Annotated in this window: 24 protein-coding genes, 1 pseudogene and 1 riboswitch; of the genes and pseudogenes, 10 read left to right on the top strand and 15 right to left on the bottom strand. The window is 40.2% G+C overall.

Annotated elements, in window-relative coordinates:
• Positions 1 to 51: 51 nt before the first annotated feature.
• Both LV83_RS07450 and LV83_RS07445 read right to left on the bottom strand, forming a co-directional pair.
• Positions 52 to 1,164, bottom strand: a complete 1,113-nt coding sequence (locus LV83_RS07450) for a Fic family protein (protein ID WP_111610905.1) — start codon at positions 1,162 to 1,164, stop codon at positions 52 to 54.
• A gap of 238 nt (positions 1,165 to 1,402) precedes the next feature.
• Positions 1,403 to 2,097, bottom strand: a pseudogene (locus LV83_RS07445) (ATP-binding cassette domain-containing protein).
• A 300-nt stretch (positions 2,098 to 2,397) separates the two neighbouring features.
• On the opposite strand from LV83_RS07445, the gene LV83_RS07440 reads away from it, so the two are divergent.
• A complete protein-coding gene (locus tag LV83_RS07440) occupies positions 2,398 to 2,799 on the top strand; it encodes a hypothetical protein (protein ID WP_111610904.1) in 402 nt (133 codons plus the stop codon).
• Positions 2,800 to 2,814: 15 nt separating this feature from the next.
• Here the strand turns inward: LV83_RS07440 and LV83_RS07435 are convergent, their stop codons facing one another.
• On the bottom strand, positions 2,815 to 3,510 hold the full coding sequence (locus LV83_RS07435) for an ABC transporter ATP-binding protein (RefSeq protein ID WP_111610903.1): 696 nt from the start codon (positions 3,508 to 3,510) through the stop codon (positions 2,815 to 2,817).
• Complete coding sequence (locus LV83_RS07430) at positions 3,507 to 4,991, bottom strand: DUF5687 family protein (protein WP_111610902.1); 1,485 nt, start codon at positions 4,989 to 4,991, stop codon at positions 3,507 to 3,509. The genes LV83_RS07435 and LV83_RS07430 overlap by 4 nt, the downstream gene beginning before the upstream one ends.
• 158 nt (positions 4,992 to 5,149) lie before the next feature.
• On the opposite strand from LV83_RS07430, the gene LV83_RS07425 reads away from it, so the two are divergent.
• Positions 5,150 to 5,389 carry a hypothetical protein gene (locus tag LV83_RS07425; RefSeq protein WP_111610939.1) on the top strand — a complete coding sequence of 80 codons (240 nt, stop codon included), beginning with the start codon at positions 5,150 to 5,152 and terminating at the stop codon, positions 5,387 to 5,389.
• Positions 5,376 to 5,726, top strand: a complete 351-nt coding sequence (locus tag LV83_RS07420; RefSeq protein WP_111610901.1) for a type II toxin-antitoxin system PemK/MazF family toxin — start codon at positions 5,376 to 5,378, stop codon at positions 5,724 to 5,726. The genes LV83_RS07425 and LV83_RS07420 overlap by 14 nt, the downstream gene beginning before the upstream one ends.
• 59 nt (positions 5,727 to 5,785) lie before the next feature.
• On the opposite strand, the gene LV83_RS07415 is transcribed toward LV83_RS07420, so the two are convergent.
• The 3 genes from LV83_RS07415 to LV83_RS07405 are packed head-to-tail and all read right to left on the bottom strand — an operon-like array spanning position 5,786 to position 9,008.
• Positions 5,786 to 6,757 carry an ABC transporter ATP-binding protein gene (locus tag LV83_RS07415; protein WP_111610900.1) on the bottom strand — a complete coding sequence of 324 codons (972 nt, stop codon included), beginning with the start codon at positions 6,755 to 6,757 and terminating at the stop codon, positions 5,786 to 5,788.
• A gap of 3 nt (positions 6,758 to 6,760) precedes the next feature.
• The gene (locus LV83_RS07410) at positions 6,761 to 7,792 is read right to left on the bottom strand and encodes an iron ABC transporter permease (protein WP_111610899.1); all 1,032 of its coding nucleotides are present in this window, start codon (positions 7,790 to 7,792) and stop codon (positions 6,761 to 6,763) included.
• On the bottom strand, positions 7,779 to 9,008 hold the full coding sequence (locus LV83_RS07405) for an ABC transporter substrate-binding protein (protein ID WP_245947016.1): 1,230 nt from the start codon (positions 9,006 to 9,008) through the stop codon (positions 7,779 to 7,781). The genes LV83_RS07410 and LV83_RS07405 overlap by 14 nt, the downstream gene beginning before the upstream one ends.
• Positions 9,009 to 9,038: 30 nt before the next feature.
• A riboswitch (cobalamin riboswitch) is annotated at positions 9,039 to 9,252 on the top strand.
• Between the two features lie 113 nt (positions 9,253 to 9,365).
• Between LV83_RS07405 and LV83_RS07400 the strand changes: the two genes are divergently transcribed.
• The 3 genes from LV83_RS07400 to LV83_RS07390 all read left to right on the top strand — a co-directional run bounded on the left by LV83_RS07400 (position 9,366) and on the right by LV83_RS07390 (position 13,622).
• On the top strand, positions 9,366 to 11,222 hold the full coding sequence (locus LV83_RS07400) for a TonB-dependent receptor (RefSeq protein ID WP_111610898.1): 1,857 nt from the start codon (positions 9,366 to 9,368) through the stop codon (positions 11,220 to 11,222).
• Positions 11,219 to 12,268, top strand: coding sequence for a YncE family protein (locus tag LV83_RS07395; RefSeq protein WP_111610897.1), 1,050 nt, complete (start codon positions 11,219 to 11,221; stop codon positions 12,266 to 12,268). Before LV83_RS07400 ends, LV83_RS07395 begins: the two co-directional genes overlap by 4 nt.
• A gap of 235 nt (positions 12,269 to 12,503) precedes the next feature.
• Positions 12,504 to 13,622, top strand: a complete 1,119-nt coding sequence (locus tag LV83_RS07390; RefSeq protein ID WP_111610896.1) for an ATP-binding protein — start codon at positions 12,504 to 12,506, stop codon at positions 13,620 to 13,622.
• 7 nt (positions 13,623 to 13,629) lie between these two features.
• Here LV83_RS07390 and LV83_RS07385 read toward each other — a convergent pair whose 3' ends face one another.
• The 3 genes from LV83_RS07385 to LV83_RS07375 are packed head-to-tail and all read right to left on the bottom strand — an operon-like array spanning position 13,630 to position 15,782.
• Positions 13,630 to 14,379 (bottom strand): DUF4163 domain-containing protein, encoded by a 750-nt coding sequence (locus tag LV83_RS07385; protein ID WP_111610895.1) that lies wholly within the window; start codon positions 14,377 to 14,379, stop codon positions 13,630 to 13,632.
• On the bottom strand, positions 14,380 to 15,378 hold the full coding sequence (gene meaB / locus LV83_RS07380; protein WP_111610894.1) for a methylmalonyl Co-A mutase-associated GTPase MeaB: 999 nt from the start codon (positions 15,376 to 15,378) through the stop codon (positions 14,380 to 14,382).
• A complete protein-coding gene (locus LV83_RS07375; protein ID WP_111610893.1) occupies positions 15,375 to 15,782 on the bottom strand; it encodes a hypothetical protein in 408 nt (135 codons plus the stop codon). The genes meaB and LV83_RS07375 overlap by 4 nt, the downstream gene beginning before the upstream one ends.
• A gap of 53 nt (positions 15,783 to 15,835) precedes the next feature.
• Here LV83_RS07375 and LV83_RS07370 point away from each other — a divergent pair, with 53 nt between their 5' ends.
• From LV83_RS07370 to LV83_RS07360, 3 genes are read left to right on the top strand one after another with little or no spacing between them, the layout of a single operon-like run.
• Entirely contained in the window at positions 15,836 to 16,369 is a 534-nt protein-coding gene (locus tag LV83_RS07370) for a CopD family protein (RefSeq protein ID WP_111610892.1), read from the top strand.
• Positions 16,370 to 16,383: 14 nt separating this feature from the next.
• Positions 16,384 to 17,025 (top strand): SCO family protein, encoded by a 642-nt coding sequence (locus LV83_RS07365; protein ID WP_111610937.1) that lies wholly within the window; start codon positions 16,384 to 16,386, stop codon positions 17,023 to 17,025.
• Positions 17,025 to 17,465: a c-type cytochrome gene (locus LV83_RS07360; protein WP_111610891.1), complete on the top strand. Its 441-nt coding sequence runs from the start codon at positions 17,025 to 17,027 to the stop codon at positions 17,463 to 17,465. The genes LV83_RS07365 and LV83_RS07360 overlap by 1 nt, the downstream gene beginning before the upstream one ends.
• Here LV83_RS07360 and LV83_RS07355 read toward each other — a convergent pair whose 3' ends face one another.
• Entirely contained in the window at positions 17,466 to 17,885 is a 420-nt protein-coding gene (locus tag LV83_RS07355; RefSeq protein ID WP_111610890.1) for a hypothetical protein, read from the bottom strand.
• Between the two features lie 128 nt (positions 17,886 to 18,013).
• On the opposite strand from LV83_RS07355, the gene LV83_RS07350 reads away from it, so the two are divergent.
• On the top strand, positions 18,014 to 18,835 hold the full coding sequence (locus tag LV83_RS07350; protein WP_111610889.1) for an aminotransferase class IV: 822 nt from the start codon (positions 18,014 to 18,016) through the stop codon (positions 18,833 to 18,835).
• Between the two features lie 298 nt (positions 18,836 to 19,133).
• Here LV83_RS07350 and LV83_RS07345 read toward each other — a convergent pair whose 3' ends face one another.
• The 4 genes from LV83_RS07345 to LV83_RS07330 form a co-directional block, all read right to left on the bottom strand.
• Complete coding sequence (locus LV83_RS07345; RefSeq protein WP_394335795.1) at positions 19,134 to 19,535, bottom strand: hypothetical protein; 402 nt, start codon at positions 19,533 to 19,535, stop codon at positions 19,134 to 19,136.
• A gap of 66 nt (positions 19,536 to 19,601) precedes the next feature.
• Positions 19,602 to 20,867 (bottom strand): ABC transporter permease, encoded by a 1,266-nt coding sequence (locus LV83_RS07340; RefSeq protein ID WP_111610887.1) that lies wholly within the window; start codon positions 20,865 to 20,867, stop codon positions 19,602 to 19,604.
• On the bottom strand, positions 20,864 to 21,496 hold the full coding sequence (locus LV83_RS07335) for an ABC transporter ATP-binding protein (RefSeq protein WP_111610886.1): 633 nt from the start codon (positions 21,494 to 21,496) through the stop codon (positions 20,864 to 20,866). The genes LV83_RS07340 and LV83_RS07335 overlap by 4 nt, the downstream gene beginning before the upstream one ends.
• A 2-nt stretch (positions 21,497 to 21,498) precedes the next feature.
• Positions 21,499 to 22,674 (bottom strand): hybrid sensor histidine kinase/response regulator, encoded by a 1,176-nt coding sequence (locus LV83_RS07330; RefSeq protein WP_111610885.1) that lies wholly within the window; start codon positions 22,672 to 22,674, stop codon positions 21,499 to 21,501.
• Positions 22,675 to 22,755: the final 81 nt, after the last annotated feature.

The raw sequence follows: 22,755 nt of genomic DNA, 5'->3' as shown, positions 1-22,755 counted from the left end.
TGGTATAGATAGCTATTTCGAGAGTCCCTCCGAGTGTTCAGAGGGACTTTTTTAATCCCCTAAAATCCTCACCAATTCCTCATTGATATAGTAAACTTCCTTGCCATCTTTTTTCTGGAAAAGGATTTTTGCTTCGGTTAGCTCTGAGAAATACTTGGTCAGCGTCGTTCTTGAGCTCACGCCCATCAGATCACCTAAGGTTTTGGATTTGAGATAGGGTTGGGAAAAAATTAGCTCGTTGACTTCCTTCGAATACCATTTGATTTTTGATTTGCCATGGGCTAGCGTGGCTTCCATTTGGACGATAATCTCCCCGATCAAACTCTCAGTAAGAATGGCCGTTTTCTCCACAGCTTCCAGCATATAGAGAATCCAGGTACGCCAATCTCCGCGCTGAGTCACGGCTCCCAGCTGATAATAATAATCCTCTTTGTAGGTAATGATGTATTTTGATAGGTAAAGTACGGGAAGATCCAACAGTTTTTTATTCACCAGATAAAGCTGATTCAATATCCTCCCAGTCCGTCCATTTCCATCTGCGAATGGGTGAATCGCTTCAAATTGGTAGTGGGAAATGCACATTTTCAACAAAGGATCTGTCGGGTAGGCTATGTCATTTCTCAGGTACTCTATCCAATTTCCCACCAAATCCTGTAGCAATTTTTCACCCCTCGGAGGAGTATAGATCGTTTCACCTGATCGAAATTCACTGTTCCCTCTTTTGATAATCGTCTGGGTAGCAGGAGATCGAAATCCAGAGTTCGTATCTTTCACTTCATGGAAAACGCCTAAAATCACCTCCTCATCTATACTTGATTTTTCCTGTATTTTGGTATATCCTTCCCAAAGAGCCTCCCTGTATCGCAAGACTTCTTTGGTGGCAGAATCCGCTCTCTCTTCCTGAATCAAATCAGAAACGGCTTTGTACAACTCGTCCTCAGTGGTGAAAATATTCTCGATAGCGGTTGAACTTTTCGCTTCCTGCAGCGCAATGGTATTCACCAGCATTGTTGGATTTGGTAACCTCAACACACTGGCATTCACTGAAGCCAATGCCCGCGATGCGGTGACGAGCTTTTTCAGAATGGCAATATCCTCTTCTACTTCTTTGGAAGGAGGAAGAAGAGGTAAGTCATTGTAGGGAATATTCCGATCGTATGGCATGGACAAGTATATTTTACGTGTCCAAATTTAGGAAAAATATGAACATGAAAATAAAAACATGTCCATTTTTAATTAAAAAATGGACATATGGCTGTTATATGTCCACCAAATGGACAGGTTTTTATCATATGTCCATATTTCCTTAAAATCTGGACATATAGCTAATATATGTCCAGATAATGTGAGTTTTTTACTTACAAGTCCATTTTCTCTAAAATAATGAACACGTAATTAAGTATTATCTCTTGAAATAAGCATCCAACTCAGCAAGCATCGCAGATTTGTCCCGCATATCATTAATGATTTTGCCTTTGTCAAGTAAAACAATACAATCACAAATTTCAGTCTCATGATTCAAATCATGGCTGGAGATCGAAAAGGTAACTTGGGAGGTTTCCTTTTCTTGTAGGATCAATTTCTTGAAGCGGATCTGAGAACTTAGATCTAAATTTTCAAAAGGCTCATCCAGAAATACTACCTCTGAAATGTCCATTAAGGCTGCCGCCATACCTACCTTTTTTAGATTCCCCTTAGAGTGGTCGAGGATATATTTCGTTTTCCCGACTATTTCATCGTTGAAAAACTCAGTAAACTTGCCGAGATGAAGTTGTAAATAGGCCTCAGTGAGACCATAGATTTGGCAAAGCGTCTGAAAATATTAATCAGCAGTCAGGTAAGACATTAGCATATGATCATCCAACTAGGCTCCAGTTATTCTTTTCCAGTCTTCAGCTTTACACACTTCCGCGAATCGATTTCCACTTTTCCCTCAGAGGCACGAACCAGATCGAGCATAACCCCAAAAAGGGTTGTTTTTCCAGCCCCTTTGTTTCCCTCTAGACCAAAACATTCTGATTTTGGTTTCTCCAGCATTGCTACGTCCAGGACCACGGCTTTTTTATATTGTTTTTTCAGATTAATAACTTGAATCATAACTCTTGACGAAGTGAAGACGAAATTTAGTTTCGTTTGTCTAAAACCCGATTAATATTACTAGTTGAAAGTTTATTGAAGAAAATAATTCCTTGTACAGCTACTGTGTCAAGTGCTGCCAATCCAGCATAAAAATTAATCAGCATCGAAAATGGTAAATATCAGATATGGTGCCACCATCATAGGTATAATCATAAGAAACAGAGCTGCTACAGAAAAAACCTCTCTCAATCAACGGAGAGTTTTTTTTTGTTTTTACCACAATTCTTATTTCCTTGGTTACCAAATTCACCTTCCTAAATGTTCATCATTTTACGTGCAAACAAGTTTAATTCAAGTCATATCATGGTGAAAATGCTACCTCTTCTTTTTTTAGTTCTATTAGGTTGCAATATTATCCCGCCAGAACCGTCTGATTATACTGTGGAAGAGGTAAGCGTGATTGGAGGGCCAGATCAAAATCTTCAAGACAGTGTTGGACTTTTGCTTGTGGTCAGAGGCCTCCCTCCCACCAACAAATGGGATATGATTTGGGAAGTCAATGGTCAAGTGGTGTTTACAGAGGAGGTATCTGGAAAGGCAGGAAGGATCTCTTCTATTCAGAAATTCAAAGGGAGTCAGCCCGGAGAATATATTTTTAAAGGTTGCATCTTATCCAAGACTATGAAGGTCTGTGACGATGTGACTTTTTTCCTACGGTGACTACTCCAAATCCGCTTATCCAGTAAAATAAGCATCCAGCTCAGTCAGCATCGCTGATTTATCTCTCAGGTCATTGATAATTTTACCTTTTTCAAGCAGTACGATACGATCACAAATTTCGGTGACGTGAGTTAGGTCATGGCTGGAAATCAAAAAGGTTACCTGCGATGCTTCCTTCTCTTGAAGAATTAATTTCTTCAAGCGGATCTGAGAACTTGGATCTAAATTTTCAAAAGGCTCATCCAGGAATACTACCTCTGGGTTGCCCATTAAGGCTGCCGCTATACCTACCTTTTTTAGATTACCCTTAGAGAGGTCACGGATATATTTCTTTTTCCCGACTATTTCATCGTTGAAAAACTCAGTAAACTTGCCGAGATGAAGTTGTAAATCGGCCTCAGATAAACCGTATATTTTGCGAAGCGTCTGAAAATACTCATCAGCAGTCAGGTAAGACAATAGCATATGCTCATCTAAATAGGCTCCAGTTGTTCTTTTCCAGTCTTCAGATTTACTCACGTCCCGCGAATCGATTTCCACTTTTCCCTCAGAGGCACGAACCAGATCGAGCATAATCCTAAAAAGGGTCGTCTTTCCAGCCCCATTGTTTCCCACTAGACCAAAACATTCTGATTTTGGTATCTCCAGCCTTGCCACGTCCAGGACCACGGCTTCTTTATATTGTTTTTTCAGATTAATAACTTGAATCATAACTCTTGACGGAATGAAGATGAAATTTCGTATCGGTTTGCTAAAACCCGATTAATATTGATAGTTGAAAGCTTATTGAAGAAAATAATCCCTACTACGCCTACGGTGCTTAAAGCAGCTAACCCAGCGTAGAAATTGAAAAACATGGCAAATGGCAAGTAGATTACATATGGAGCCACCATCATAGGAATAATCATAAGAAACTGAGCTGCGCCTACTCCTTCATAATTGAACATTGCTCCCTTATTCAGGTCCATGGGTTTTGGCTTCCAGAGAGCCAGATAAATAATCAAATGAATCATCACTCCAGCATTAAATAAGAAAGTAGCCAGGTGAATCAGCAGGAATGACCAACCAAAATACACATAGGGAATTGACAATAAAAAACACAATAAAGAGATGGATAGAAGCAAGAGGTATTTACCTCTTACCAAGTTTTTAATACCATCTTTTCGGTTAAGAAAAAAGTCAAAATATCCGGAGTTCCAGCTTAAGAATAGTTGACCATATTGAATCATAAAAATACCTGTAATAAATATTCCTACGAAAATAAATATGTTCTGCATAGGCCCATCCTTATAAGCTGGGTTGTCATAAAATATAGTACCGTAAAGCAAGAAAAAAGCACTGAGCATCAGGAAAGTACGGCTCTTCTTATGACGGATTATCAATTTCCATTCCAGGTCAGCAAGCTCCCCAGCCATTCCAAATCTTGAAAAGAAACCAACTGACTGATTTACAAATCTAACTTCTTCCTCCTTGGCCAAATCTTCTAGATAAGCATTATTGAGATAGTAGGAGAACGCCATGTAATACCCTACAAAACATAGAACTAACATGATCGCCAATGGTAAAAAACTACCCATCGCCAAGGTGAAGAATGGCGCTACTAGTTCACCCAAATTAAACCACCCCATGTAGGTAGATCCTCCACCTAGAAGTAGAATCACAAACACAATCACTACTCCAATCAAACTATCTTCAAATCGCTGCTTGAACCACAGCATAAACCAATGCAAAGTCCAGCTGATAAATAGGATAGTCCCCAGCCAAGAAATAGCTCCTTGAACTCCATATTGCATAGAAATTTCTGTGAATGCGAATGGACTAAAGAGTATTAAAGCAATGATGCTTAATGGAGAGAAAAATGATCTCCCTAGTAACATATGCATGATTTTCTTTTTGGAAATAGGCAGATGTAGCAGGCTTTCCAACTCTATTACGGGCAGTTTCTGGAGGAAATATCTATACATGAATTCCACCAGAAAAAAGAAGATTAAGCCTGAATTCAGAACCTCTATAGGGTCTTGTCCTTCAGCAATTTCACCCAAAATCCTACTTAGAAATATCCCAGCCATCAGCAAATACCCTAGGAGCATAATCGCCAGAAAGCCGAGGAAAATGGCAACCATTACGCTTTTGGCAAACGATGTGGATCGGAAACTTTTTAGGAATTCCAGTCGAATCAATTCAAATAACATATAATCTCAAAAGTAAGTGGGGTCAAATTTCAGCTCAAAATATAGGGATTCCTAAAGGATTTAGCGTGGTTGGGTTTCAGAAAAAGGGGTTAAATGATTGTAAAATAGGATGAACTTTTTAGAATTAGTATATATTTATGGTATATACTCGTGGAAATATGAAAACGCTCTCTTTAAAACTGGACAAAGAAATCTTCGAAGAAACAGAAGCAATCATTAAGGATACAAAGGTTGCCAGAAATAGGTATATCAATCAGGCACTTGAATTTTACAACAACTATCAAAAACGCAAAAAACTAAGTAGTGAATTTGCATTCGCATCTACCTTATCCAAAGAAAGTTCAACTGAAATCATTGCTGAATTTGATGCTTTAATCGAGGAAGATGAAGCAATATGAAATCTGGCTCGCGAACCTAAATCCCTCAAAAGGAACTGAGCCAGGAAAGATTCGCCCAGTAGTAGTTATTCAAACTAACCTTCTCAACCAAGTTGATCATCCTTCAACTTTGGTTTGTCCGCTTACTACTCAACTTACTCCCAAGAAAAATATACTTCGAGTCCGTATTTCAAAAGGGAATTATGATTTAGAAAAAGACTCCGAGATTCTTACTGATCAAATCAGAGCATTGGATAATCGAAGGTTTTTAGAAAGAGTTGGTAATCTTGGCCAACAGGAAATTGCTGAGCTCAGAAATAAGGTGAAGGCTATTTTGGATCTATACTTGGAGGCTTGAAAAATTCAAAAACTATGTGTCCTATTGTTCCTATGTGGTTAAAACACATATAGAGTTACTTAGGAGCTTGTCAAATCCTCCAATAATCCTTCTACGCTTTTATAAATAATTCCTTTATAACTTAAAGAAAATGGTCCTTCACTAACTTCTACTGCTCCTGACAACTCCTTAACCCCGGATTTTTCAAGTGCTTTTGAAATCCATCTTACCAGAATTTTAGGCCCAGAAATATCAAATTTCAACTCCTCAGTTTTAGACTCAATCCTTCCCTTTTCCACACTAAAATGGAATTTCTTTCCTGGTAACAATTGATTGATCTGACCTGAGATTACCAAATCCTCAGGCAAGCCAGAAATCAATGGAGTTCCACAATTTAATAACCAAAACCTATCGGCTGTCTCCAAAGCTATTTCCAGGTCATGGGTTACCACGAGAATTGCCTTTCCCTGATTTTTGGAGATTTCCCGAAGCAAATGCATGATTTCATAGCGGTTAACCAGATCCAAGTGTGCCGTAGGCTCATCCAACACCATTACTTTTCCATCCTGAGCCAATGCTCTTGCGATCAAAGCTTTTTGTCGCTGACCGTCGCTGATTTCGGAAAGTCGCTCATCACGCAAGTATTCTATTTTCGTAGCGGAAAGGGCATTTTGAATCACTTCTCGATCTCTATCCTCGAGTTTTCCCGTCCAACCCGTATGCGGAATTCGCCCCATCGCCACCAATTGCCCCACAGTCATATTTCCTGGTAAAAATGGCTCAATTAATACAACGGATAGCTCTTTGGCCAGCATCTCGTTAGAATACGCTGACGTGACTTTCCCATTGAGTAAAACTTCACCTTCGAATGGTTTCAATTGCCCCAATATAGCTTTGACCAAAGTAGATTTCCCTACGCCATTAGGTCCTAGTAAACAGGTCATTTCGCCAGAAAGTAGCTCAAAATCCAATCCATGAAGAATCTCCTTTTGGACTTTACCTTTGGTGTAACCCAAGCTTAAATTTCTCCCGATTATTGATGCTTTTCTCATGGCTTAAAATTCCTTGCTGAAGTTTTTACGAAGCACCAAACTGATCACGATCGGAGCACCAACGAGAGACGTCACGGCATTAATCGGTAGCGTCTGCGCAGATCCAGGCAGCTGACCTACGGCATCACATAGAAGCAACAAACTAGCTCCAATCAATGCGGAAGCAGGAAAAAGAATTCTATGATCTGAAGTTTTCCAGACCATTCTCGCCAAGTGCGGAACAGCAATTCCAATAAATGCTATCGGTCCACAAAATGCAGTTACGCTTCCTGCCAACAACCCTGTGCTGAGTATCATCAGCCAACGCAAACGATCAGGATTGATACCCATACTTTTCGCATAGCTTTCTCCCAAAAGCATTCCATTATAGGATTTCACGGAGGCAATCACAGGAATGATTCCAATACAAATCACCAGTCCAAGAACCAAAACCTGATCCCAAACCAAACCACCCAAACTCCCCATAGACCAGATAGTGAAAAGCTTTAAGGCTTCGGCGCCCGAGAAATAGGATAGAACCGAAATAATAGCGGAAACCGCAGAACCAAACATCAATCCCACAATCAACAAGGTCATACTGTCCTTGACTTTCCATGCTGCCAAACTCACTGTTAGCAAAACTAAACTTGCACCTAAAGTCCCAGCAATAGCAATCGCCCAAGGGCTGATAGCTCCTCCAAAAGCTGCCAAACCAAACACAGAGCCAGCCAACATCAAAATCGCTACACCCAATCCAGCTCCCGAACTAATCCCCAACACAAAAGGTCCTGCAAGCGGATTCCTGAAAAATGTCTGCATTTGAAGGCCGCTAATGCTCAGCCCAATTCCTGCTAAGATTGCGACCAAAGCTTTGGGCAATCTATAATTCAAAATAATCTGTTCGCGAGATGCTTTAGTCCATTCTCCAGTGAATAGCCCACTCAAGATTTCACTGGGAGAAATGGATACCGATCCCAAGCTGACATTCAGTAGAAAACTGAAAAGCAGCAGAATCAGCGCGGCCGAAAGAAGAAGAAATGGACTATTTTTTTGCATCGAGTTGTTGATAAAAATACAACTCATAAGCTGGAAGTAAGTCGGGATGAAGGATTTTGATCAGATCTTTTAGAATCAAATCCGGTCGCATATAACCCAACTCAAAGTATTCCAACCCTCCTGCTCTTCCACTTTTCTGTGTATAAGAAAAAACATTTCCTGCTTTGAATGCTTCAAAAGCTTTATATCTAGGCTCAGTATTACCCATGGTTTCTAAGTCTGGAAAATCAGCCGAACCAATCCAAAAATCAGCTTCCAATGCATTTTCAAGCACATATTCATAATTCAATTGAGCAGATCCAGTTCCATTTTGATCTGAGAAAATATAGTCTCCACCAGCATTCTGGAGGATTTTAGCACCCCAACTTTCACTTCCCGGTGCATACCAAATATCCTGATAAAGCACGCCACTAAGCACTGTTGGACGTACAGAGTCAGTAAGGGACGCGCTCAGTTTTTCCGCTTCCAAATAGTCATTTTCTACCTGCTCAAAAGCTACTTTAGCCTCCTCATATTTTCCCAAAAGTACTCCGGTAAACTTGATCCATTCCGCTCTTCCAAGTGGATGCTGCTCTACATATTCTCCATTGATTACAGCCGGAATCTCCGCTTGAGCCAGCAAATCCAGGTATTTCAAATCATCGCCCAAAGTAGAAATCATGATCCAATCCGGCGCCAAATCGATCACCATTTCTGTGTTTGCCGATGGTCCTGCACCCAAGTCTTCCACCTTTCCTGCATCAATTTGCTTCCAGGTTTTTTCTGAAGAAATCAAATTTAAATTGGGAAATCCAATCAACTTTTCGGTGCTATTTAGCAGGTCCAAATGTGGGATTTGTGTGGTAGAAGTAAGCACAATTTTCTCAACCGGAAGTTGAATTATTGCATCATAATTCCCTTCAGGTTTATCTGCATTTTCTTCTAAAACTAAATACCTGAAAATTCTATCCGCTCCCGTCCAAGCCTGGGTAACTTCCACCTCCCAAAAATTATTTCCTCTTGAAATCGTAAATCCAGAGGCATAGGTTAACTCAACTTTTTCAAGCAGGTTCTGCTCATTTTCCTTCTTAGCATTACATGCTGTAAAAGAATACATTACAGTAATTAAAATCACAAAAATGAGTTCCTTGATTTGATGGTTTTTCACAGAAATAATTGGAGATATTGAAGCCCAAAATAAGCTCGGGTTTTCGCCACTTCCAAAATTTGTCTCCAAACAGATTTTTTTTCTAAGCTTTCCCAATCTACTTTTGCAGCCGAAATAGGTTCCCAATCTCGCATCCGAGCTCTTGGGATTAAAAGGGAATTTGGTGTAAAACCAAAGCTGTCCCCGCAACTGTAAGCCTAGCGGATTTTTCCGCAAATGATTTGTCAACCGTGCCATTGTTCCGAAACCAATTCGGGATGAGAAGGCGGCAAATTAGGTGAGCCAGGAGACCTGCCCATTTCTGTTGATTCTGTGCTTTCGGAGGAAAAGCAATGAAGAAAGTACCAGAGCTGAATTATTGGCTTCGTTCCCTTCTTCCCATTTCTCTTTAAGCCTGAATCGGATTTATAACTAATTCGATCAGGGATGTTTTTGCTTTTGTGGGCAATTTCTTTTGTGGCGCCTAGCCAAAATCAGGACACGGTCAAACTCGACCAGGTGGAAGTCTATGCGCCTGCTCTGGATCGTTTTGCTCAAGGGCAAAAAGTCTTAAGCTGGGAAAAAGCGGAATTGAATGACTACCAAGGTCGCTCACTTGGAGATATTCTTCAGGAGCAATCGCCGGTTTTCGTAAGGCAATACGGAGCCGGAATGATCGCTTCCCCATCTTTTCGAGGCACTTCAGCGGGACATACCGCGGTTTTTTGGAATGGCCTGCCGATCAACAGTCCCTCGCTCGGGCAAAGTGACTTATCCATTTTGCCTATTTCCGCCATCGATCAAGTGAGTTTGCAGTTTGGAAATGCTGGAGCACTTTTTGGAAATGAAGCCATAGGCGGATCGATCCATTTAGGAACTCAAACACAATTCGGTAAAGGATTTCATGCAGGTATTTCTCAGCAGATTGGAAGCTTTGGGATGTTTAATTCTTCGGCTTTTGCAGGTTTCTCTTCAAAAAACTTCAGTAGTAAAACCAAAGTTTATCGAGAGTTTTCAAAGAACAATTTCCCCTACAAAGACCTGGGACAGCATGGTACACCAGAAGTCAAACAAGATCATGCTCAGTTTGAGCAAATCGGTATTGTGCAGGATTTGGCTTGGAATCTAAATGAAAACAACCAATTAAAAACAGCTTTCTGGTGGAACAAAACCAATCGTGAAGTTCAACCTGTCATCGGTTCAAATACGAAAGATGAACAGGAAGATCAGGCTTTTCGCGCAGTAATTGATTATTTCCATTTTAAAGAAAAATCTGTCTGGAATCTAAAAACAGGGTTTGTAAGAAATGAGCAAACCTTCAATTCCAGTGAAAATAACAGCACACAATATTTCATAGCTGGAGATTGGGATCATCAGATTTCCACCAAATGGGCTTCAAAACTTGGCGCCAGATATACGCTGACAAAAGGTGACCTCAGCACATACCAAACCGATGATGATCGCATTGAATTATACCAGAGCACGAAATTTTTAGCCTCTGAAAATCTTTCTTTTGCACTTAACCTTCGTCAGTTAGTTTACTCAGGGACATTCGCTCCCTTCACTCCTAACCTTGGAATGGATTGGAGCTTTTGGAACCGAAACTCTCAGTCCTTACAACTTAAAACTTCTATCGGAAAAGGCTTCAAAGTTCCGACGCTGAATGATCGTTTTTGGAATCCAGGCGGTAATCCTGACTTGCTTCCCGAAGAAAGTCTGAGCGGAGAAATTGGCTTGACATGGATTAAAACAGGAAATCTCAACTGGACGCAAGGCCTGACTTTCTACAAAATGTCAGTGAATAATTGGATCATTTGGCTACCAAAAGGAAGTTTCTGGACTCCGGAAAACATCAAAAAAGTCGACAATCAGGGGATAGAATACCAAGGAAGTTTGGATGGATCGTTCGGGACTTGGGATTGGAAATTGACCACATCCTATACTTACTCTAAGGCCGTAACGACCAAAGGCACTGACGAAAATGATCAGTCTGTCAGCAAGCAATTGCCCTATACGCCCCAGCATCAGGCTAACGCAAAAATCAGAATCGAGAAGAACGGTTACTCAGCTATTGCAAGCACATTTTATGTAGGAGAGCGATCTGTCACAGCTGACAATCCTCGCATGATGCCTTCATTTCAGCTCTTCAATTTTGGACTTGCCTACGACAAACTTGAGATCGGAATGCTGCAAGTTCCTCTAAGTTTTCAAATCAATAATGTTTTTGACACCGACTACCAAGTGCTCTATCTCAGAGCCATGCCGGGAAGATCTTTTCAATTTAACTTATCTATAACAATATGAAACTAAACCAACTACTATGGGCTTCTGCCCTGATCTCTGTCTCTTTTGCCTGCTCTGATAGCGGAGAAGAAAAGCCTTTAGGTAAATACGACAACGGTATTTTGATCATGAACGAAGGGAACTTTGGAACAAACGATGGAGAAGTCTATCATTTAAATCAAAATACGGAAGAACTTCTACCTAATATTTTTGAAGCTGAAAATCTTCGTCCATTTGCTGGCTTATTAGAAGACATAGTGCTTGAGGCAGATAGATTATACTTGGTGGCAAACACCGGAAAAGTAGAAATAGTCAATCCAGCTGACTTCAAAAGTTTAGGGGCAGTTTCTGCAGAATTGGACCAACCAAGATCTTTAGCAGTGAACGGAAGTAAGCTTTTCATCAGTGATTATGGTCCTTATAATGCTAGCTATGCTACGCCAGATTCTTATGTAGCCGTGGTAAATGGACTTGACGGTGGAGTCGTTTCAAAGAAAATCGAAGTCTCGAACAAGCCTGAGGATCTTTTCTCACATGGCAATTTCATCATCGTAGCTGGTTCTGAAGAAAACAAAATCGAAATCATCGACGCAACTCAGGAAGTGGTGGTCTCAACAATTGACTTGGAAGCATCTCCAAAACAGTTTTATGCTGTAGGTAATGTGCTTTGGATCTATGCAGTGGCAACCGATGAAGTGATTTTCTATACCGTAAATCTGAGCAGCTTGACTTTAGGAAATACATACACTGTGCCTGTCGCTAATGCTACTAGCAGGATTGCATTCGACGGAGATGACGAAATGTATGTTTTGACTAGCTCTGGATGGCCAGATTACAATGATGCTGTGGTTAACATTGACATAGAAGGAAGCTCTGCTACTTTCACTGAATTAATGACAGGATCAGGGTTCTACGGAATTGGTTACGACCATAACTTGGATCAAGTTTATGTTTCCAATTCCAATGGATTCCAAGGTAATGGAACAGTAACTGTTCTTTCAGAAACTGGTTCTGTGGTTAGAACTTTCGAAGTAGGCAGAGGCCCTTCCGGGTTCTTGATTTATTAAGATTGGAAGATTTTAAAATTGGAAGATTGGAAAATTAGTCGGCAGAAAACGACACGTAAAGCTTTCAATACTCATTTACTAAAAAAGCCGCTGAGATTGATTTCTTAGCGGCTTTTTCGCTTTAATTTCAAAATTACCAAAATTCAAATCCATAAAAAGACGGCTTTTTGTGGACTGTATTCCATAAAAAGATGGCTTTTTGTGGATTATATTCCATAAAAGTCTATATTTGAGAATGAAATTTAATAGAATTCATTTTCATAACCTTTCAGCAAAGCTACAGGACAAGAAAGTGATTATACTGATAGGTCCCAGACAAGTAGGGAAAACTACCCTAATTTATGATTTGCTAGCTGGAAAGGATTATCTATTTCTAGACGGGGATGACCCTACTACCAGACGATTGTTAGATACACCTAACACAATGCAGATCAAATCGATCATTGCTGAATACAACTATGTGTTTATTGACGAAGCTCAGCGGATCGAAAATATAGGAATTACTGCAAAGATAATCCATGATCAAATGTCGGAAGTGAGATTGATCCTGAGCGGATCATCTTCTTTCGAGCTATCAGGATTAACTCAAGAGCCCCTTACTGGGAGAAAAGTGACCTTTCATCTTTATCCTATCAGCTGGAAAGAATTCGAGCAAACCGTAGGATATGTCGCCGCAGAACAGGATCTGCCTAACCGGCTGGTTTACGGCTTTTATCCAGAAATAATCACCAATGTAGCTGATCAAGAAAATCTACTGTATGAATTAACAGAAAGCTATCTTTATAAAGATGTGTTGGCTTTGGGGATCATCAAAAAACAGGATGTAATCTTCCGCCTTTTGCAACTTTTGGCTTTTCAGATGGGGAGCGAAGTGTCTTACAATGAACTTTCCAGATCATTGCAGATCGATGTAAAAACCGTCATTAGCTATATAGATCTCCTCGAACAAGCCTATGTGATCTATCGCATGGGAACTTTCAGCAGAAATCTTCGCAAAGAAATAAAGATGAATAAGAAAATCTATTTCTATGATAACGGAGTCCGGAATGCACTAATCAAAAACCTTCAACCACTTGCCTTAAGAAACGATATTGGAGCGCTTTGGGAAAATTTTCTGATGTCCGAAAGACTGAAGTATCTAGAATATCAGGGAATAAAAGTCAACAGCTATTTTTGGCGTACCAAAAACCAACAGGAGCTGGACTATCTCGAAGAAAAAGACGGGAAATTGAAAGCCTTTGAATTCAAGTGGAATCCAGATGCAAAATTCTCAATTCCTTCTGCATTCAAAGAGACTTACACAGCTGATTACAATTTAGTTCACAGGGAAAATTTCAGAGAATTCATCCTCTAAAACCCCATCACTTCTGCCTAACAATCCCTTCTAACTCGTTCAATTCAAATTCAAGGTCCGTATATCCCAGCACATACGGACCTATTTCATAAGGTATGTAAGTCAGTACAAACTTCCCATCCTTGTACCCGATTGCGTTGGGAAGAAAAAAACCAGTTTCAGGCAAAAAGAACCCTGCTTCTTCTAATGATTTTCCTTGTTCCACCTCATGATATTTTCTGAAAGCAGTTTCTGCCAATTCCAGCATTTTATCCTGATCCAAAACTACTCGATCAAAGCTTAAGTACTCTCCCGTTTGCTTATCGAAATTCATATAATAAACACTGGAATTTGGATGAGCTCCGCCAGAGAAATTGTATTCGCTGAATTTAATACTCAACGTACTGTCTGATTCATAGCTTTTCTCTGCTTTCACTTCGATAGACCACCCACCTGGGGCATCTGGAAAATCGTTAATGAAATTTTCGTAAGAAGTCAGATAATCTTTGGCGGCAGAATCCAGGTTATCATAGGTTTTATCTTGTTGAAAGTAAGCAAGCAATTGATGCTCTATTTCTTCATTGATTGTAGAAGCCGCCGGTACATTTTCAGCGATTGGCCAACTCAATTCAACCTTGGCACAATTATCATCACTACACCTTTCAGAAGTAAAGGTTTTTGTGCTGAAACTAATATCCTCCACGATTTGCTCTTCATCTTGTGTTGGTCTTCCACAAGCTACACCTAGGAATAAAAATATAATTAGCAGGTATTTCATTTATAGTTTTTGGTTGGAATGAAAAAAAGTACTTATCAAATCCCTCGCCAAAGCCAAAGGACTGAGCTCTCCATTTTCAACTCGCGAACGATTTTGAGTGAGCATTTTCTGGACTTGCTGATGTTCCAAAAAGAATTTACTAAGTAAAAATTGTAGGTTTTCATCTAGCCAGTTCAACCTCTGCTCAGCACGATTTGACTCCCAAAAGCCTGACCTAAGCATTTTGCTTTCAAAGTCTAGAATCATTTCCCAAATTTCCATCAAACCTACCCCGTTTAATGAAGATGCCGTCATCACTGGCGTTGACCAGTTATTTTCTCCAAGCGGAAAAAGATGAAGGGCATTTTCATAAGATGATTTTGCTTTCTTGGCACTCGTTTGATTATCGCCATCAGCTTTATGAATTACGACGCCGTCAGCCATTTCCATAATTCCTTTTTTGATTCCCTGCAGCTCATCTCCAGCACCAGCTAGCATCAGCAAAAGAAAGAAGTCAACCATGCTTTTTACAGCAGTTTCGGACTGCCCCACTCCCACCGTTTCTACAAGAATCACATCAAAACCCGCGGCCTCACAAAGCAACATAGCTTCCCTTGTTTTGGAACTAACACCACCTAGGGTACTGCCAGTTGGGCTAGGGCGAATGAATGCACGTTTGTCGCCCGCCAACTTTTCCATTCGGGTTTTATCCCCAAGAATACTCCCTTTACTTTTTTGACTGGAAGGATCCACTGCCAAAACAGCCACGGATTTACCAGAATCTAAAAGCAACTGACCAAAAGTCTCTATAAAAGTACTTTTCCCAACTCCAGGCACTCCAGTGATTCCAATTCTGATAGACTTCCCTGTATAGGATAAAACTTCCTGCACCAGGTCAGATGCCAATGCAAAGTCACTTTCCAAGGAGCTTTCCGCCAAAGTAATTGCCTGGCTAAGCTTCGTTCTATCCCCAGAAAGAACGCCTTCTTTGTATTCCTGTAGTGTAAATCGTTTTCTCATTTTGGATAGCCATCGGTAAAACTCACATCCCCCATCGGGCTCTTTTGGTACGTAGCAATCACATAAGGTTGCATGCCTTGAGAGAAATATGGATCGTTCGGAGACAGCTTGATCTCCTGATCTATCCCATCATTGAAAAAGAACACGACTGTACGTCCATATTTCGTATGTGGCATCGCATCTCCGTATTCACGCATCCATTCCGTCGAACTATCCAGAGCCTTTACCGCATATACCCGCACCACTGGGCCGGTATTGTTTTCATTTCTATAGGTCGACAGCTCTTTGTATTTCCCATCGAATCGCTCCATTCCTGGCTGAGAGAGTGAAGCCAAGGAGATATAAACTACAAGTCCTATCACCACAAGTGTGATAATCCAGAAAATGATTTTAGAGCTTTTCAAAATTTAGGTGCGGTTATAAAGATTAGGCCTTAATTTAGCCGAAAATCCCGAGAATGACCTTCGAGTACCTCAAAGCACTTCATATCATTTTTGTAGTCACCTGGTTTGCAGGGCTATTCTATATCGTCCGATTATTCATCTATCAGACTGAAGCAATGGAACGCCCAGAGGCCGAGCGATTGATCCTCAAACCTCAGTTAGACCTGATGGCCTCCCGCCTTTGGTACATCATCACTTGGCCATCTGCAGTACTGACGTTGATTTTTGGGACTTTAGTTTTGACCTACCGTATCGAGTTCTTGCAGCTGCCTTTTATGCATGCAAAATTAGCTTTCGTCTTTCTCTTGTACTGCTATCATGGCTGGTGTCACAAACTCTTCAAAGAATTGCAAGCTGGTCGAACCAGATGGACCTCAACACAGTTGAGGATATGGAATGAGGCGTCCACGCTTTTACTCTTTGCTATTGTCTTTTTGATTGTATTGAAAAGCACTTTGAGCATGGTTTGGGGTTTGGCTGGATTAATCACACTTGGAGTAAGCCTGATGCTCGCCATCAGACTCTACAAAAAATTTAGAAAAAGCTAATGAATTCTGTGAAAATGAAGTTTTCAATCTTCTCCCTTCTTATTATTTCAATTCTATTTTCTCAATGCAAACCTGCCGGAGAAAAGAACACACCACTTCCAAAACTTGGCAACTGGCATGTGGATGAAAAAACTGTAGATGGGAAGCTCGTTCAGGACACAGTTTATCATACGATTGCAGACTTTTCATTTACAAATCAAGAAGGAGAAACCATCACTAATGCATCTGTAGATGGTAAAGTTTATGTAGCGGATTTCTTCTTCACTACTTGCCCAACGATCTGCCCGATCATGAAAAAAGAAATGATTCGTGTGTATGAGAAATTCGGTGACAATCCAAATTTTAAGATTCTGAGCCATACCATTGACCCTAATCACGATACAGTCGAGGTGCTAAAAGATTATGCTCAGAAACTGGGAATTGAAGATGCAAAAACATGGAATTTTCTTACCGGAGAGGCTGAGAAAATCTACGAACTTGGACAAACTAGTTACATTACCACTGCCCAAGTTGATCAGAACGAAGCAGGTGGATTTCTTCACTCGGGCGCTTTTCTACTTATTGATGATGCGGGGCACATTAGGGGTGTTTATGACGGCACCAAGGCTGATCAAGTAGATAAGTTAATTTCTGATATCCCAAAGCTTTTGGAGTAATGAAGAGATTTCTAATACTACTATTTTTTGCGGCAGCATGTAGTCCCAAAAGCTCCAATGAAGAGAATACACTGGCACAAATAGAAGATCCCGAAGTAATGAAATATGCTGTGGAAGGAAAAACTATCTACGAAAACCACTGCGGGAATTGCCATCAGGCAGACGGTCTGGGTTTGGGTAATTTAATCCCCCCAATAAAAGATTCAGATTATTTCAAAGAAAGTATTCACCGAACTGTTTGGATTATGAAATATGGGCAGGAAGGTGAAATAATGGTGAATGGGCAAGTTTATAATCAACCCATGCCAGCAAGCCCAAAACTTACTCCTTTAGAGATTTCACAGATAAGTACCTACTTATATAATATCTGGGGAATGAATGAAGGGAAAATCACTTCAAAGCAGGTGGAGAAATACCTTCAGGAAAAGCCTGAATTTTAATTAATTCAGAAGTTCATCGGCTTTTGCTAGCACCTCTTTCATTTCTACATTAACAGCAGATACAAGGACCATTTGCTCTTCCAGATACTGTTTAATCTCTTCAGGTGATTGTTCTCCATCCTTAGGCTCATATTGACGCATCCACTTGAACATGGCTTCATGAGCATGATTCAGATCGTAGGCAAGTGCTTTATATTCTTGGATTTTAGCTGAATCTTGAGGACTTCCTTTCTCGAGTTCACCTACTTTTTCTAGAGCTCTTCTTTCCAAAGATTTCAGATTACCCATTTTTGGCATAACTTCATCATGAACGGCAATTACTTCTTCACGAAGTATTTCATTCTCACTTGGACTCTTTGGACCGCAAGCATTTACCAATAAAAATGAGGAGAAAATTAAAAATAGAATTGTACGCTTCATAAATACTATAACATTAGGCCGTAAAGTTACTATTAAATCTATAAATAGTGGTATAAAGTAAGATCATAATAGAAGGTGATTTATTCAGCTTAAGCTATTATTTTTAGATGCTCTTAAACTAGAAAAGAATGAAACCATTTTGCTTTGCCGATGGGCAAATTATCTCCTCAGAAAAAGCCACCCTACATCCTATGGACCTAGGGCTAATTCGAGGCTACGGGATTTTTGATTTTTTCCGAACAGTTAACTTTAAACCTCTTTTTCTCGAAAGTTACTTGGATAGATTTTTGGCATCTGCTGAGAAAACCTTTCTTCCGATGGATTATTCCCGAGCAGAGTTAAGGGCTATAATCCACGAATTGATTGAGAAAAACAATCTCAAAGAAGGAGGAATACGAATGGTATTAAGTGGTGGCGTTTCTCCAAATCACTTTTCACCTGCCAAAGGAAAGCTATTTATCTTCGCAGAATCACTGATTTTCCCTGCTCAGGAAAAATATGACAAAGGCATCAAATTACTCTCTCTGGAGTATGTACGCCCTATCGCCGAAATCAAAACAACGAATTATGCATACCCCGTTTGGGACAGCATGCGGTGGAAAGATGCAGGCGCTGAAGATGTGATCTATCATATGAACGGCATACTAAGCGAGAGTTCCCGAAGCAATTTCTTCATAGTAAAGGATGGGATTATTAGTACTCCAGACTTGCATGTGCTGATGGGAATTACACGAAAGCATGTGATAGAGTTGGCTGGCGATGTGCAAATCAGGCCTATTAGTATGCAAGAGGCATTGAATGCTGACGAGGCTTTTATCACCAGCACCACCAAGGTCTTGCTTCCAGTAACTCAAATCGATGAGCACGAAATAGGGACCGGAAAACCTGGGTCTGTGTCCCTTGGATTGTTGGAGAAATTCCGCGAGTTGGAAAAGGAGATTTGTTTCTAGAATAGAAATGAAGTCAGAATATTGAAAGGTTTAGTCTTAATTAAAAGACTAGTATCTTTTAATAAACAAATCTGAGATTGGAAATAAGCAATGATCGTAGCGAAGAAAACTATGAAATCTATGATCCTATATGGTCATAAAACATTTAACCATATAGTCACATAGAAAAACATAGAAATGCGATCACTTCATCTGCAAAACATATATTAGTTAGACTTTGGTCCTTTTGTCACTTTATGGTAAAAAAGGCAGGTTGTTTGCCCTTTTATCGAAGTACAGACCAGAGAATCTATCTCGCTTAATTCACCAGGGTAGCGTTCTTCATAATGTACATGAGTTTCTCAGGATCTTTACTATTTAGAGTAAGTGTACCTCGAACTCGAACTCTATTGGAAGTGTATTTGATGGGCGAAGCCATATCTACTTCCATCACAGTTTCCGGACCGCCAGATCCGCAGAAGAAGCATTCTGCCAAAGGCAAACTGGAAAGAATAATATGCTCCGGCTTGAACATTCCCTCAAAAGGAATAATGTAGCCATCAGCCTCCACTACCTTACCTTCCATTTTGGTGATATTTTCGGAAAAGACAGGAACATAGAGCTCGCCATATTCATCTTCAGAGATTTTATAGGTGACTTCAGAAAGGTTTTTCCAGACATTGGTGCTTTGTGCCAAAAGAGTCACTTGTCCCACAATCATCACTAGAACTGCCAAAAAGGCTATTTTTAACTTTCTCATATATTCGGGTTTTAAATCAGCCGCTAGTTAAGCCTTTGTCAATTGCTTTGCAATACTTGTTTGATAAGCAGCAAATGCTGGGATAACCGAAGCCAAAACTCCAACCACTAACGCATAAACTACTATCCAAAGTTCTTGTTTGAGGAAAACCCATGGCTGAAGAGAAGCAACAACGCCTTGCTCATTCTGAGAAATAATTACAGAAAGAAAGGAATGCCCTAATAAAATACCGAGAATTGCACCCATAAAGGTTAGCATAATCCCTTCTAAGAAAATCAGGAGTAACAGTTGAGCTCTAGACGCTCCAATTGCTCGTAAAATCGCAAGGTCATATTTTCTCTCTTTAAGTGAGTTAAATAGCGCAATGAAAATCCCCAATCCAGAAATCCCAATTATCACCACTGCAAGTCCCTGAAGTAAAGTAATTCCTACACCCAGTAATTCGAATAATCTGGACATCTCAAAAGAAGGAGAAGCAGCCTGCATAGAAGTCCCCGAATTGATCAATCGCGGGAGCTGAATAGCCGCCATGGGATTCCTATATTGGATCAAAAGAGTAGTTAAATCTCTGGATTCGCTGGTCTTTGGGAAACCTTTTACGGCAACTGAATCGGAAAGGCTCATTTGCTGATGTTCTTGATGATTCGCTGTAGAATCCTCTACATCAACTTCTGATCCTTCGTCATGGGTGTACCAAATAGATTCCACACTCGTCAGGATCAATCGGTCGAGCACATTGCCTTTTCTATTCAATACCCCAACAACTTTGAATTTATTTGCATCATGCTCATGACTTCCAACACTAATGCCATGACTTCCCACGAACTCATCACCTACTGAATAACCTGCTTTCTCGGCTACTTCTGCTCCCAATACCACCTCAAACGGTTTAGCCCAAAGCACACCACTGTGAAGTTGGGCTTCGTAAAGCGCTGGATAATCGTGATTCGTCCCAACGATTCTAAAACCTAGGTAATTATCTCCCAAAGCCATTGGGATAATATTTTTCACCAATCTATTTCTCGAAAGCTTTTGTGCTTCTTCCATTGGGATATTTCCGGTAGGAAAATCAATGTGATACACACCAGCGAGAATCAATTGTAACGGGCTTCCCTTTGCTCCTACAACCAAGTCAATTCCGGCTGCATCCTGGTTCATTTTCTTTTCAAATTGATCTTGGATAAGTAACAGCACCGTAATGATAGCCAATCCAAGAGCAAGTAAAAACACATTCAACCCTGTAGAAAGTGGTCTGAAAGTCAAATATTTCCAACTTAGTTTAAATAAATTCATGCCGCTTTCACTTCTACAAAATTTGGAATATGAGCCTTTACACGTTGGTCATGAGTGACAATAATTAAAGCCGCACCGATCTTGGCAGCTTGAGTCTTGAGAAGGTTAATGACTTTCTCCGTATTTTCATCATCTAAGCTGGAAGTTGGCTCATCTGCCAGAATTAATTTCGGACTATTTGCAAGCGCTCTAGCAATAGAAACACGCTGAGCTTCTCCCTCACTCAATGTTAATACTGAAGATTTAGCTTTTGTCGCCAGCCCCAATTCCCCGAGTAGGTCTTTAATATTCTGCCCCTTTTTCTTACCGAAAAAGTGAGCCATTTGGAGATTCTCTTGCACATTTAGAGCTGCTAAAAGATGTGGTTTTTGGAAAACGATTCCTATTTCCTTTCCACGAAACAAGTCCAACTCCTGCCCTTTCAAACTAGCCAAATTCTTACCTAACAATTTTATTTCTCCTGTCTCAGGATTGAGTAATCCAGCAAGTAAATTCAACAAGGTAGTTTTCCCAGAACCAGATTTTCCTAGCACCAAAAGACTTTCGCCTGCTTCTAAAGAGATATCGGGGAAAATCAATTTCTGTTGCCCAGGATGCTTGTATTCTATGTTTTTTGACTCAAAAAGCATAATTAACTAACGGGAATTTCCACTTTAAAAATTGTGCCGTTTTTGGTATCACTTTCAAAGCTAATCTGCCCTTTCAGCACATCTATACATTTTTTGACAATCGATAGTCCCAATCCAGATCCTTCTACAATTCCCACATTTTTCGCCCTGAAGAAGCGTTCAAAAAGCTGGTCTTGCTCTGCTTTAGGGATACCAATTCCCTTATCTTCAATCGTTCCTACCAATTTTTTACCATCAAATTCCAATTTGAATACCACTTCCTGACCATCCTTGGAGTATTTCACGCTGTTGGACAAGAGGTTTTCGAAGATCTGATAGAGAAGCTCACTATCGGAGGTGATCACCTTCGGAAGGTTTACCAATTCAGTCTTGATTTTCACATCATTTTCCTTGCTCGCACTTACGGTATCGAGAACTTCCTTTACAAATGCACCTAAGAACATCTTTTTAGGTCTGAACTCTATTTTATCTGCATCTGCTTTTCCAAAAAACAATACGCTAGTCAGAAGATTGTTCAGTGCTCTTACAGAATTCTCAATTTTGAAGGCATGCTTGGTGATCTTCGGCTTGAACGGATGATCTTTCTCGGCATAAAGCTGAAGCAATTGCGCAGAGCTCAAAATCGAAGTCAGTGGAGTTTTGAATCCATGAGAAACGTTCAGTACGATTCTAGATTTCAATTCATTGATTTCCCGTTCTTTTTCCAAAGCCTTCATCAGCTCCTTGTTGGCATTATAAAGCTCAATGGTACGCTGTTTTACTTTCTCCTCCAGCTCATTATTGAGCTTTTGCAGTTCCTTTTCTTTACGGTCTTTATAGATTGCCAATTCTATCACCATGTTTAACTCACGGATATTAAACGGCTTGATCACATAGGCACTTGGATTGGTACCAACCACCTTGTTAAGTGTCTCAGCATCAGAGCTTGCACTCAAATAAACAACAGGAACATCGTAAATTTCATTGATGATCTCAGTAGTTTTTATACCGTCTAATTCTCCTGCCAAATTGATATCCATCATCACCATATCGGCGTGATTTTCAGCTAAAATCTCAAGCGCTTTTTCTCCAGAATCTGCTATTCCAAGTATTTCGTGTCTGTTTTTCTCTAAAGCTCGCTGAAGTAAAAGTGCTGAAACAGGATCATCTTCAACGATGAGAATTTTAAGGCTAAACATAGATGATGTTGGATGTGATAAATCTATTTTGAACCGAAAATATAAAAAATATGTGTGTACCAAGTGTAAATAGTACAATTG

The organism is Algoriphagus yeomjeoni (genome assembly GCF_003259505.1).
Lineage (GTDB): Bacteria > Bacteroidota > Bacteroidia > Cytophagales > Cyclobacteriaceae > Algoriphagus > Algoriphagus yeomjeoni.
This window is presented reverse-complemented; position numbering and strand designations above follow the sequence as displayed.